The organism is Paraburkholderia sp., from assembly GCF_036488795.1.
GTDB lineage: Bacteria > Pseudomonadota > Gammaproteobacteria > Burkholderiales > Burkholderiaceae > Paraburkholderia.
This window is the reverse complement of record NZ_DASXHA010000055.1, coordinates 1-12,320: the sequence shown is the minus strand read 5'-3', so window position 1 is coordinate 12,320 and position 12,320 is coordinate 1. Positions and strand designations below refer to the sequence as shown.

Annotated in this window: 11 protein-coding genes; 10 read left to right on the top strand and 1 reads right to left on the bottom strand. The window is 64.6% G+C overall.

What is annotated here, in order from left to right:
- Positions 1-60: 60 nt before the first annotated feature.
- Positions 61-552: a hypothetical protein gene (locus VGH41_RS06735; RefSeq protein ID WP_331596576.1), complete on the top strand. Its 492-nt coding sequence runs from the start codon at positions 61-63 to the stop codon at positions 550-552.
- Between the two features lie 28 nt (positions 553-580).
- Positions 581-1,378, top strand: coding sequence for an endonuclease/exonuclease/phosphatase family protein (locus VGH41_RS06730; RefSeq protein ID WP_331596575.1), 798 nt, complete (start codon positions 581-583; stop codon positions 1,376-1,378).
- A gap of 63 nt (positions 1,379-1,441) precedes the next feature.
- On the opposite strand, the gene VGH41_RS06725 is transcribed toward VGH41_RS06730, so the two are convergent.
- Complete coding sequence (locus VGH41_RS06725) at positions 1,442-2,410, bottom strand: aldose 1-epimerase (protein ID WP_331596574.1); 969 nt, start codon at positions 2,408-2,410, stop codon at positions 1,442-1,444.
- A gap of 274 nt (positions 2,411-2,684) precedes the next feature.
- On the opposite strand from VGH41_RS06725, the gene VGH41_RS06720 reads away from it, so the two are divergent.
- The 8 genes from VGH41_RS06720 (at position 2,685) to rqpR (ending at position 12,246) form a co-directional block, all read left to right on the top strand.
- Entirely contained in the window at positions 2,685-3,737 is a 1,053-nt protein-coding gene (locus tag VGH41_RS06720) for a LacI family DNA-binding transcriptional regulator (protein WP_331596573.1), read from the top strand.
- Positions 3,738-3,875: 138 nt separating this feature from the next.
- The gene (locus tag VGH41_RS06715) at positions 3,876-4,889 is read left to right on the top strand and encodes an ABC transporter substrate-binding protein (RefSeq protein WP_331596572.1); all 1,014 of its coding nucleotides are present in this window, start codon (positions 3,876-3,878) and stop codon (positions 4,887-4,889) included.
- A 262-nt stretch (positions 4,890-5,151) separates the two neighbouring features.
- On the top strand, positions 5,152-6,717 hold the full coding sequence (locus VGH41_RS06710; protein WP_331596597.1) for a sugar ABC transporter ATP-binding protein: 1,566 nt from the start codon (positions 5,152-5,154) through the stop codon (positions 6,715-6,717).
- Positions 6,707-7,714, top strand: a complete 1,008-nt coding sequence (locus tag VGH41_RS06705; protein ID WP_331596571.1) for an ABC transporter permease — start codon at positions 6,707-6,709, stop codon at positions 7,712-7,714. Before VGH41_RS06710 ends, VGH41_RS06705 begins: the two co-directional genes overlap by 11 nt.
- A 45-nt stretch (positions 7,715-7,759) precedes the next feature.
- Complete coding sequence (locus VGH41_RS06700; protein WP_331596570.1) at positions 7,760-8,719, top strand: ABC transporter permease; 960 nt, start codon at positions 7,760-7,762, stop codon at positions 8,717-8,719.
- A gap of 600 nt (positions 8,720-9,319) precedes the next feature.
- Entirely contained in the window at positions 9,320-10,090 is a 771-nt protein-coding gene (locus VGH41_RS06695; protein WP_331596569.1) for a ferredoxin--NADP reductase, read from the top strand.
- A 535-nt stretch (positions 10,091-10,625) separates the two neighbouring features.
- On the top strand, positions 10,626-11,579 hold the full coding sequence (locus tag VGH41_RS06690) for a sensor histidine kinase (RefSeq protein WP_331596568.1): 954 nt from the start codon (positions 10,626-10,628) through the stop codon (positions 11,577-11,579).
- Between the two features lie 10 nt (positions 11,580-11,589).
- The gene (gene rqpR, locus VGH41_RS06685; RefSeq protein ID WP_331596567.1) at positions 11,590-12,246 is read left to right on the top strand and encodes a response regulator transcription factor RqpR; all 657 of its coding nucleotides are present in this window, start codon (positions 11,590-11,592) and stop codon (positions 12,244-12,246) included.
- Positions 12,247-12,320: the final 74 nt, after the last annotated feature.

The following is a 12,320-nucleotide window of genomic DNA, read 5'->3' as shown; positions in this document are numbered from 1 at the left end:
CAGGCGTAAGATGGGCGCCTGTCATCTCGCCGCAGCCAGCGACCCGGAGAGCCGCCAATCATGTGGAAAATCATTCTCGCCGCCGTTCTGTTTGGCACGTCGTTAGTCGCGCAGGCCCAGCAGCGCCCCGTGCAGCAGGTCGTGCAATGGGAATTGCAGGTGATGCGCGACGGCCAGCAGATCGACACGTTCGACGGCACCACCACGGTCGGCCAGGCGCGCACGGACACGCATCACCAGGTCGTGCAGCACGACGTGGGCTGTAAAGACGTGCCGGCCGGTAGTATCGACCTGTCGCGCACGCTCACCGTGTCGCCCATTCAGGCGGACGCGAACCAGGTCACGCTGGCCATCGAAGCACAGGAGACGCTTGAAGACGACACCGCCAAACAGACGGATACCGGCTGCAAGTTACCGCCGCAACCGCGCCAGGTGGCAGCCAGTCATCCGGGTCTGAGCGTGCCGGCCGGACAGTGGGCAAGCTGGCAGATCGTCGACAAGAATCCGAACCTCGTGTATCGAGTCCGTGCGAGTCTCGCCAACAACCCATGACATCAACGAAACCCGTGGATCACGCGGCATGCGAAACCCCGAAGAACTAATCCGCGAGAGCGCACAGCCCAAGGATTTCGTTGCGGTGAGCTGGAACCTGCACAAGGGCCGCACGCCGCTCGGTTTCCAGGCCTGGCAGGCCATGCAACGCTGGGTGCAGTCCACCCACGCCGATGCGTACTTCCTGCAGGAGGCCATGGCGCGGCGTATGCCGCAGCCGGTGCTGTCCACCGGCTTTGGTGCACGACTGCACGAACCGGCCGACGATGTCTGGCATTGCCAGGCCACCGAAATTGCGCGCTCGCTGGAACTGCAGATTGCGCTTGGGCAGAACGTCTTCAAACCATCGTGGCGGCACGGCAATGCGATCCTGTCGCCGCACCCGCTCGATCTCGGCGGTCGCTGGGACATCTCCGCGCATCGCTTCGAAAAACGCGGCCTGTTGGTGGCGCGCGCAACCTTCGGCGGCCATTCGGTGACCTTGCTGTGTGCGCACCTCGCGCTCACACGCGCGGCGCGGCTGCGGCAAATGAACTGGATTGCCCACTGGATCTCGAAGGAAGCGCCCGAAGGTCCGCTCGTGCTGGCCGGCGATTTCAACGACTGGCGCAACGACTCCGTACCGCTCTTCGCGGAACTCGGCATGTCCGAGGTCGCCACCTTGCTCGGAGAATCCGGACGAACCTTCCCGGCGTTTTCGCCGGCCCTCGCGCTCGACAAGATGTTCGTGCGCGGCATGCGGCCGGTCGAATGGATTCAGCCTGCGCAGGAGACCGCCTGGCTGTCGGATCATTTGCCGTATATGGCGCGTCTGCGGGTCGAATAGCGCCGCTGCCGCATAACCGCGCCGCCACCGGATACCGCTGGCGGCGCGCTCTTTTATGGGGCTTCAGATGCGCTGCGGCGTCCAGTTCACCGTGGCCGTCATCGCTTCATCCGGCATCAGCACGCAGCCGCCTACGTGATCGGGCGTGTCGTCGGCGTTGAAGCAATCGGTGGTGTTGGTCACTGGTTCGACGCACAAAAGCGCCTGATTCGCGGGTGCAAATACCACCAGATGATCGAACGGCGCCTGCGCCGTCAACGTGAGTTGCCGCCCTTCGTCCGGCCACGCGATGGTGGCGTTGCGCGACCAGCCGGCGAAGTTATTGTCGAGATCGTATGCGTCAGCGGACATGCCATTGCGCAACGCGTCGACAGCAGGATGCGGACCGAGATGCGTAGGCAGCACCTCACGGTCTGCGTGCCACATGCCCTGCACCTGCGCATGCACACGGGTCTGCGGGGTACGCGGGTAGTACGGGTGATGGCCCATGCCGAACGGCATGGGCCGCCCCGCGAGGTTGTGCGCCGACAGCGTGATGCGCAAGCCGTCGCCAGCCAGTTCGATGCGCTGCTCGGCCCGATAACGAAACGGCCATTCGCCGGGTGCATCCGGCGCGGGATCATGCTCGAAGTGCAGTTCGACTGCATGCGCGCTGCGTTGGCCCACGCGCCAGGCGCGGCGCCACGCGTGGCCATGCAGGGCGTGAGCGTAGCGATTGCCGTCGCCGTTCAGATCGATCGCTTCACCTTCGAACACAAAGCGCCCATCGCGGATGCGATTGCAATACGGCAGCAACGGGAAGCTCCCCATGCCCAGCGGATCGCGTTCGGCGAGTGCCGCCTGCGTGGCCGGCCGAAGCCAGTGCACCGGACCGCCAGAAGTCGCCTCGTAGTACGCCGCGATCGAGCCGCCCACATGCGGCGCGACAAGGACCCGCATGTTGCCGCTCGACAGCGCGATCAAGGCGGGATCGTCGAGCGCTAGCGCATCTGCCGCTGCTAGCCGGACCGGATTCAAGGAAACATCGCGCATGGTGAAAATAGAAAAGACCTGCTCGGACCAGGATGGCCCGCGCGACCGAGAATCGCACGCCCGCGCGCTCAGGTCAATATTATTAGTAATAATACTGAAGCAAACGATTGCCCGCCGGCTCGGCGCTTACTCCCAAATGGCGGGTTTCCGTGCGTTGCCGGATGCATATTATTAGTGGTACCGTCAGCACAAACCTGCCGAAGGCATCCTCTGCTTTTGCCGCCGCTGCAGCGCGGCCCGCACAATGAAAAAATCGACGCAACGCCGCCCTACGATGACCGATATCGCCAAGCTCACTGGCGTATCGCAATCGACTGTCTCGCTTGTCCTGAACAACGCGACCGGCGCGAAATTCTCCGAGACCACCCGCAACAAGGTGCTCAAGGCCGCCCATGACCTCGGCTACCGGCTCTCGCCGCGCGAACCGGTGCTCGCCTCCGGGGACGAACGCAACCTGATCGTTTATCTGGCCGACGAAATCTCGACGAGCCCGCATCCGGTCGTCAACATCGACGGCGCCCGCGACGCCGCCTACGCGAGCGGCAAGATGCTGGCGGTCTACTCGACGCACGGCAATGCCGATATCGAACAGCAGGTGCTCGATACCACGCTGTCGAACCCGCACGTGTTCGGCGTGATCTACGCCACCGTCTATACGCGCAAGGTGAGCCTGCCGGCCGCGCTGTCGCGCGTGCCGACCGTGCTGCTCAACTGCTACACGAGCGAAGGCGGCCAGTCGTCGGTGGTGCCGGCGGAAGTGGCAGGCGGCCATATCGCCACCGAGTATCTGCTGAATGCGGGCCATCGGCGCATCGGCTATATCAACGGCGAACCCTGGCAGGACGCCTCGAAAGACCGCCTGAAGGGGTACCGCACCGCCCTCGCCACCGCCGATCTGCCATTCGCCGCCGAACTGGTGCGCGACGGCGACTGGAGCTCCGGCCTCGGCTTCGAACAGACGCTCTCGCTGATGCGCGAAGCCCATCCGCCCACTGCGATTTTCTGCGCCAACGATCTGACCGCGCTCGGCGCAATCGAGGCCATCAAGCAGCTCGGCCTGCGCGTGCCCGAAGACGTTTCCGTGCTCGGCTACGACGATCAGGAAATCGCCCGTCACACGCATCCGGCGCTCTCGACCGTGGTGCTGCCGAACTATGAACTGGGTCGCTGGGCGGTCGAAACGCTGCTGCAGGAAGAGCACAACCGCGCTGCGGGTGCGCCGGTGCGGCACCGCATGGTGAAACTCGACGGTCCACTCGTCGAACGCGCATCAGTGAGGGTAATTACCGAGGCAAAATCCCCTGTAATTAATAATATTAGTGATTGACCGATAATAATTCAGGATGGAATAATCGGCACGTCCGGTCATACGACGCGTACGCCGATCGGCAGCAGCAACACCCAGGTAGCACCCGGAAAGACCAAAAAGCAAATACACCTACCTCACCAGGTACTGGAGGAAGACATGGCATCGCTCAAACGGCAATTGCGCGGACAGCGGCTGGCCGCATCCCCGCTGGCTGCATCCCTCGTCGCGTTGGCACTCGGATTTGGCGTCACGGCAGCGCATGCCGACGATGCCTTGCCTAAATTGCCCAACAAGACTCCGCTTAAGGTCGGCTTCGCGCAGACCGAAAGCAACAATCCGTGGCGTCTCGCGGAGACCAAGAGCTTCAAGGACGTCGCCGCCAGATGCGGCTGGCAAGTGGTGATGACGGACGCCAACGGTTCGAACTCGAAGCAGGTTTCGGATATCCAGAACATGATCGCGCAGCACGTCGATCTGCTGGTCTTCCCGCCGCGCGAGGAAAAGCCGCTCGCGCCGGTCGTGCTGCAGGCGAAGAAGGCCGGCATTCCGGTGATTCTGGTCGACCGCGACGTGGATCAGTCGGTGGCGAAGGCGGGCCGCGACTACATTACCTTCATCGGCTCGGACTTCATCGATCAGGGCCACCGCGCCGCCGACTGGCTCGTCAAGGCCACCGACGGCAAAGCCAAGATCATCGAGCTCGAAGGCACCACGGGCGCCTCCGCCGCCAACGACCGCAAGAAGGGCTTCGACGAAGTGATCGCGAAGAATCCGGGCATGTCGATCATCGCCTCGCAAAGCGGCGATTTCGCGCGCGACAAGGGCCGTCAGGTGATGGAAACGTTGCTGCAGGCACACCCCGATGTCACCGCCGTGTACGCGCACAACGACGAAATGGCGCTCGGCGCGATTGCCGCGATCAAGGCCGCCGGCAAGCAGCCGGGCAAGGACATCCAGATCGTGACGATTGACGGTACCAAGGGCGGCATGGACGCAATCGCCGCCGGCGAACTGGGCGCGAGCGTGCAGTCGAGCCCGTTCTTCGGCCCGCTCGCATGCGACGTCGCACAGCGTTATGCGAAGGGTGAAAAGATCCCGACCTGGGTGAAGGTCTCGGATCGCTTCTACGACAAGAGCAACGTGCAGCAAAGCATGCAGTACGGCTACTGACGCGTGCTCGTGCACTGGTTTTGCTGGCAAGCTTTGAAGGCAGTCGTCCCCTGAGCGGGACGGGAAGGGTTCGAAGCGACGCGCCCGTGCCGAACGGGCCGTCGCTTCGCTTTGTTCTGCGTACTACCATGGATGATGGCGCGCCTGCCGCGTCATCGCCCGCAGTGCAGCATCTGCAGCAGGAGATCACGTGATGCAATCCGGCAGCCAGACGCCGCCCCAGATGCCGTCTTCCAGCGCCGAGCGTGCGCCGCTGCTGGAGATGAAGGACATCCAGATCAGCTTCGGCGGCGTGCCCGCCTTGCGCAACGCGAACCTGAGCGTCGCGGCGGGCGAAGTGCATGCGCTGATCGGCCAGAATGGCGCCGGCAAATCCACCATGATCAAGATCCTCACCGGCGCGTACCGGCGCGGCGGCGGGAGCGTGCGTTTCGAAGGACGCGAGATCGACTTTCGTACGCCGAAGGAAGCGCGCGAAGCGGGCATCAGCACGATCTATCAGGAGATCAATCTGGTGCCGTTCCGCTCGGTGGCGGAAAACATCTTTCTGGGCCGCGAGCCGGGCCGTTTCGGGCTGATCGACTGGCGCGCGGTGCAGCAACGCGCCGCGGCCTTGCTCGAATCGTTCGGCTTGCAGATCGATGTGAAGAAACCCGTGCGCACCTATTCGACCGCGATCCAGCAGATGGTGGCGCTGGCACGCGCCGTGTCGTCGGACGCGAAGATGGTGATCATGGACGAGTCCACCTCGTCGCTCGACGAACGCGAAGTCGAATTGCTGTTCAGCGTGGTGCGCAAGCTGCGCGACGACGGCCGCGCGGTAATCTTCGTGTCGCACCGGCTCGACGAGCTCTACGCATTGTGCGATCGCGTCACGGTGATGCGCGATGGCCAGACGGTCGCGCAAAGCACCATGGCCGAGATGGACAAGCTGCAACTGGTGACGACGATGCTCGGCCGCACCCTCGCCGCCGTCGTGCAGGACGACAGCACGGCACGCGAGGCGAATCTGGCGCGTCGCGGCGCGCAGGTCATCGCCGCGCGCGATCTGGGCACGCATCCGAAAGTCAACGACGTGTCGCTCGAGGTGCACGCGGGCGAGGCCGTGGGTCTGGCCGGCCTGCTCGGCTCGGGCCGCACGGAAACCATGCGGCTGATGTTCGGCGCCGATCCGCTCGAGCACGGCACGCTGTCTATCAACGGCGAACAGGTCGCGCTGAAGTCGCCGCAGGATGCGATCGCGCGCGGTCTCGCGTATCTCACCGAAGATCGTAAAGGCGACGGCATCGTCCCCGAACTGTCGGTGCGCGACAACCTCACGCTGGTATGTCTGCGCACGCTCGCCAGACACGGCGTGGTGGATGTGAAACAGCAGCAGGCAATCGTCGATCGCTTCATCGCTTCGCTCGGCATCAAGCTGCGCTCGCCCGATCAGCCGATTCGCGAGTTGTCCGGCGGCAACCAGCAGAAGGTTCTCCTCGCGCGCTGGCTCGCTGCGGAACCCTCGCTGCTATTGCTGGATGAACCGACGCGCGGCATCGACGTCGGCGCCAAGGCGGATGTCGCGAAGATCGTGCGCGAGCTGCGCGATGCGGGGCTCGCGGTGCTGCTGTCCGCCTCGGAACTGGAAGAACTCACCGCCGTGGCCGATCGCGCCGTCGTGATACGCGACGGCCGCACGGTGGCGGAACTCAACGGTGCGCAAATGAGTGAAAGCGCCATCATGGATGCCATTGCATACGGCAGCGACGGCACGTCGCAACTGGTCGAAGCCGCTCAGACGGCTCACATTGAAGACGCGCTGGAGGGCGACCGTCATGGCTCTTAAGTCGTTGCGCAACGAGGCGGCGGCGCCGCTGTCCGCTGCCACTGGGGCCGACGCGGCCGCCACCCGCAAGCGGCACCGCATCACGATCCAGCGCGAGGTCGTCGTGCTGCTGGCCATGCTGGTCTTCAACCTGCTGTTCACGCCGCACTTCTGGTCGCTGCAGACCTTCAACGTGAATCTGACCCAGGTGGTCACCATCGTAATCGTCGGGATCGGCATGACGCTGGTGGTCGCGACGGGCGGCATCGACCTGTCGGTGGGCGCCTCCATGGCCATCTCCGGCGCGCTCGCGCCGATGCTGTTCATGAACATTCCCGGCCCCGGCGGGATTGCGCTCGCGTTCGTTCTGCCGGTGCTGGCGGCCGCCGCGTGCGGCGTCTTCAACGGCATGCTCGTGACGAAGCTCTCCGTGCAGCCCATTGTCGCGACGCTGGTGCTGTTCATCGCCGGGCGCGGCATTGCCCAGGTCGTGACGGACGGCAGCCTGCAGGCATTCAGCAACCCCTCGTTCCAGTGGATCGCGCTCGGCAAGGTGGCCGGCATTCCGTTCCAGGTGCTGCTGATGTTCGCGCTCGTCGCACTGTTCGTCTGGGTCGTGCGCAAGACGCTGTTCGGCCAGTATCTGCTGATCACCGGCGGCAACGAGAAGGCGGCCTACCTGTGCGGTGTGCCCACCGCGCGGGTGAAGCTGATCGCCTATACGATCTGCGCAGCGCTCGCCGGCCTGGCCGGACTCATTTCGATTTCGGTGAACTCGTCGTCGGATGCGAACGTGGTCGGGCTCGGCATCGAACTCGATGCGATCGCCGCGGTGGCGGTCGGCGGCACGGCGCTGACGGGCGGCAAGGCCTACATAGGCGGCACGCTGATCGGCGCGCTGATCATCCAGTTGCTGCGCTACACGCTGCTCGCGCACGGCATTCCCGACGCGGCGGCGCTGGTCGTCAAGGCAGCCATCATCATCGCGGCCGTGTACGTGCAACGGCGCGCGCGCTGACCGACCCGCCATGCCTGTGCTCTTCAAGACTCCGGATTCGATGCGATGAAAAAGAATCTCCCCATCCTGCTCGCGCTCGCCGCGCTCGTCGTGCTCGGGCTGGTGCGTTACGACCACTTCGGCTCCGCGTACAACATCAACGCGTTCTGGCGCTACAACTCGATGTTCGCGCTGATCTCCGTCGGCATGGCGTTCGTGATCATCACCGGCGGGATCGACCTGTCGGTCGGCACGGTGGCGGCGCTGGCAAGCGTCGTGGCGGCGCTCACCAGCAACTACGGCGGCTGGGTCGCGGTGCTCGCCGGCACCGGTGCGGGCCTCGCGGTCGGCGTGCTGAACGGGCTCATCATCACGCGTCTGAAGATCCTGCCGTTCATCACCACGCTAGCGACGAGCCTCGGCGCGCACGGCGCCGCGCTGCTGCTCGGCAAGAACGACGCGGTGTCGATTGCCGCCGATTCGAACTTTGGCAACTTCGGCCAGGGCGATCTGTTCGGCATGCCGATTCCGGGCATCGTCGCGCTTGTAGCGGCCCTGGCTGGGTGGCTCGCGCTGCGCAGTACGCGCTTTGGACGGCACTCGCTTGCCATCGGCGGCAGCGAGGAAGCGGCGCGCCTGATGGGCCTGAACGTGGATCGCACGCTGGTCACCGCCTACGCGGTCAGCGGCTTGCTGGCCGGCATGGCCGGCGTGATCCTCGCGGCGCAGTTCGGCGCGGGACAGCCGAACGAAGGCGTCGGCTGGGAGCTGTTCGCCATCTCGGCGGTCGTGCTGGGTGGCACGCTGCTGACGGGTGGCGAGGGTTCAATTGCGATGACGATCGCCGGCGTGCTGCTGCTCGGCCTCGTTTTCAACCTGCTCAACTTCGAAAACGGGCTGGGCTTCATCAGCCTGTCGGCTTACTGGCAATCGGTGATCCGCGGTGTGTTCCTGCTGCTGGTGATCGTGATGCAGGCACGCGTGCTGAAGCAGCGCGGCCGCAAACGGGCCGCCGTGCCAGCGTGAGCGCGCGGCAACGCCGGGTGCCGTAACGCGCGTCACGTGCGTGACGCGCACCCGGCGTTGCCGCTCTCGAACACGACCGGCACCTGCGGGATTGCCAGCGGACCGCCAGGCGTTTGCGGCCAGATGCCGCTCCGAGGCCTGTTTGCACCCGTTTCACGCCATTTCCACGTGGTTTTGCCACCGTTTTGGTGCGTTTTTGCCAGTTTCGCCAGCAGGGTCAATGCTGCGCTGCGTGGCAGGTTTCGGTATCATCCCGAAATAGTTGTCCGGGCGCGCGCCTACCGGCACGCGTTCCAGTCACCGATGGCAGTCGCACCCAGCGACTCGGGCCCATCGCCGTACACCTTGCAGTACCCCGTATTACCCCCGCCGACGAGCCCCGTTGCGTGCCGTTCCGACGCCGAAGCCGCCAGTCCGGCAACCGCTTGAGCACGCTCACGTACCGTGCCGCCACCCTCGGATGGCAGGCGCGGTAAAATAGCGGATTGCGCATCATTTTCCCCAGTAACAGGTTAGCAGCGGGGTTAGCGCAGCATCGCCCTTGCCGTGCCGGCCGGCTATTCGTCTGGCCGTCTTTGTTTTCGCACCATCCAAGAAGCCATGAGCAACCTGAATCCACAAACCGTCCTGAGCGTCCATCACTGGACCGATACGCTTTTCAGCTTCACCTGCACGCGCGACCCGTCGTTTCGCTTCGAAAACGGCCAGTTCACGATGGTGGGCCTCGAGGTCGACGGCAAGCCGCTGATCCGCGCCTACAGCCTCGCGAGCGCGAACTATGAAGAGCACCTCGAATTCCTGAGCATCAAGGTCCAGGACGGTCCGCTCACGTCGCGCCTGCAGCATCTGAAGGTCGGCGATCAGGTGCTGATCGGCAAGAAACCGGTCGGCACGCTGGTGGCCGACAACCTGCTGCCGGGCAAGACGCTGTGGCTGCTGTCCACCGGCACGGGGCTCGCGCCGTTCATGTCCATCATCAAAGATCCGGACATTTACGACCGTTACGAGCGCGTGGTGCTCACGCACACCTGCCGGTTCGTCGACGAACTGGCCTACAAGGAATACATCACCGACCACCTGCCGGCGCACGAACACCTCGGCGAACTGGTTCAGGAAAAGCTGCTGTACTACCCCACCGTCACGCGGGAAGCGTTCCAGAACCGCGGCCGCATCACCGAGCTGATCGAAACCGAAAAGCTGTTCGCCGACCTCGGCGTGCCTGGCTTCTCGCTCGAAAACGACCGCATCATGCTGTGCGGCAGCCCGCACATGCTGCGTGACACCCGCAAGCTGCTGGACGACCTGGGCTTCCAGGAAGGCAGCAACAATGCGCCGGGCCACTACGTCGTCGAGAAGGCGTTCGTGGGCTAATCCCGCGGGTTGCCGCTGGCGGGATACCGTCCGCACCGTGGCGCAAAGCACACAAAAAAACCGGAGCCTTTTGGCTCCGGTTTTTCTTTTTGGGCTGCCAAAAATACAGCCCTGAAAAGCGGCCGCCTGATGGGCCGGCGTAGCTCATACGCCGCGAACCGCGACAGACGCGTCGAGTTACAAATTGGGTGATACAACATAAGCGCGCGTGTCAGCATTTTTCCTACATGCAGGTCGCATATGACATGTCAACCATTGGATCAAAAACACGCGCTAACCCTTGCCACCACTGCATCTTTTCTTTTTTTTGCGATATCATCGCGGCGCATCGACATGCCGTGTAACGCCCGCCCAGGGTTACATCCTATTTGTTACTGAATGTAAATTTCGTTACGCTGAGGCGTAGCGATTGTCCGTCGCGCGAGTGTGTCGCGGACACGTCTGGAGGCTTGAGATTCCGTATGCGTTCCGCTGTCTTCGCGTCTCCGACGTGCACCCGGTTTGCTGTGAAGCGGACTTCCTGAGCGGGAGACTCATGGATACGACGATCGTACCGATCAACGTGCATAGTCAGGCCTCGGTGCCCCGCGACGGCCGCAGTAAGCCGAGCACCTCGGCGCTGCCCGATACCACGCGCAACGTTTGGGGCGGCTACCCGTCTTCTGCCGCAGCGCCCCTTTCCCCTTCGCAGCCACCGCATGCCGGCCCCGCCGCCGCGCAAAGCTCCGCCGAGCGCGAAATTGCCCGCTTGCGCGCTCGCGTGCGCGAACTGTCCGCCGAGCTGGTCCACGCTCAGGAAGCCGCCTGCCATCACGTGGCGCGCGAACTGCACGACAGCGTGGGCAGCGAGTTGACCGCGACGCGCTTTGCGCTCGCGGGCATCGAGACATGGCTACCCGTCGATGCGCCGCCGCAATGCGCTGCCGCGCTCAAGGTTGCCAGCCGCTCTCTCGATGCGGTGTGCGACGCCACCCGCCACGCGGTTGCGGAACTGCATGCGCCGGCGCTCGAAGCCGGCCTCGTCAGCGCCCTCGCGCAATGGACCGGCGACTTCTCGGCCCGCACGCAATTGCGCACCAGCTTTGTCTGCGCGGCCGACTTGCGGATCGCCCACCTGCCCGCCGATGCCGCGCTCGCCGTGTTCCGCGTCGCGCAAGAAGCGTTGAACAATATCGCGAGGCACGCTCGCGCGAGTGCCGCGGACGTGCGTATCGAAGCCAGCCGCCGGCATCTCACGCTCGTCGTCAGCGATGACGGCGTTGGCCTCGCACCGCGCGCCCGTGTGCGACGCGGTCATTTCGGCCTCGCCGGGATGCGCGCGCGCTGCGCGGCCTTCGACGGCGCCGTTCAGATCAGCACCCGCCGGCGTGACGACGCCGCGCCAGCGCGCGGCACCACCGTGCGGGCGCGCTTCGCGTGGGATGCGATGCTCGCCGACGGCGCCTGGGCCGAACGCCGCGCGGCCGGTGCCGCGTCTCTTTCTTCGTGAGCGCGCCCTCATGAGCCTGCGCATCCTGCTCGCCGACGATCACGCAGTCGTCCGCCAGGGCGTGCGTCAACTGCTGATGGACCGCGGCGTCGCGTCCGAAGTGGCTGAAGCCGAAAGCGGCGCCGACGCGCTTGCCGCCGTCGCCAGACAGGTGTTCGACGTGATCCTGCTCGACATCTCGCTGCCCGACATGAACGGCGTGGAAGTCCTCAAGCGCCTGAAGCGCAAGGCACCGCGCGCGGCAGTGCTGATGTTTTCGATGTACCGTGAGGACCAGTACGCGGTCCGCGCGCTGAAGGCGGGCGCAGCCGGCTACCTGTCGAAGACCGTCGATACCGCGCAAATGATCGGGGCGATCCAGCAGGTCGCGGCAGGCCGCAAGTACGTGAGCCCGGCGATGGCCGAGGCGCTGGCCGACTACGTCTCATACGACGGCGAGCAGTTGCCGCACGAAAAGCTCTCCGATCGCGAATATCAGACGCTCTGCATGATCGCTTCCGGCAAACGTCTGACGGACATCGCGAATGCGCTGTCGCTGTCGGTGAAGACGGTCAGCGTGTACCGCACGCGGCTGCTCGAAAAAATGAAGCTGCGCAACAACGCCGAACTCACCTTCTATGTGATGAGCAACCGCCTCGTCGACCTGAATCCAGCCATGACTGGCTGATCGTCCGTCGCGCGGCGGCCGCGTTCAGGCAGCCGCCGCGCGGTCCCGGATCGTTAAGCAATTCCCGCCCAAGC

Coding starts and splice junctions, on each gene's coding strand:
- VGH41_RS06690 (WP_331596568.1), top strand. CDS start 10,626: ATGGATACGACGATCGTACCGATCAACGTGCATAGTCAGGCCTCGGTG.
- VGH41_RS06710 (WP_331596597.1), top strand. CDS start 5,152: ATGAAGGACATCCAGATCAGCTTCGGCGGCGTGCCCGCCTTGCGCAAC.
- VGH41_RS06735 (WP_331596576.1), top strand. CDS start 61: ATGTGGAAAATCATTCTCGCCGCCGTTCTGTTTGGCACGTCGTTAGTC.
- VGH41_RS06695 (WP_331596569.1), top strand. CDS start 9,320: ATGAGCAACCTGAATCCACAAACCGTCCTGAGCGTCCATCACTGGACC.
- VGH41_RS06705 (WP_331596571.1), top strand. CDS start 6,707: ATGGCTCTTAAGTCGTTGCGCAACGAGGCGGCGGCGCCGCTGTCCGCT.
- VGH41_RS06715 (WP_331596572.1), top strand. CDS start 3,876: ATGGCATCGCTCAAACGGCAATTGCGCGGACAGCGGCTGGCCGCATCC.
- VGH41_RS06730 (WP_331596575.1), top strand. CDS start 581: ATGCGAAACCCCGAAGAACTAATCCGCGAGAGCGCACAGCCCAAGGAT.
- VGH41_RS06700 (WP_331596570.1), top strand. CDS start 7,760: ATGAAAAAGAATCTCCCCATCCTGCTCGCGCTCGCCGCGCTCGTCGTG.
- VGH41_RS06720 (WP_331596573.1), top strand. CDS start 2,685: ATGACCGATATCGCCAAGCTCACTGGCGTATCGCAATCGACTGTCTCG.
- VGH41_RS06725 (WP_331596574.1), bottom strand. CDS start 2,410: ATGCGCGATGTTTCCTTGAATCCGGTCCGGCTAGCAGCGGCAGATGCG.
- rqpR (WP_331596567.1), top strand. CDS start 11,590: ATGAGCCTGCGCATCCTGCTCGCCGACGATCACGCAGTCGTCCGCCAG.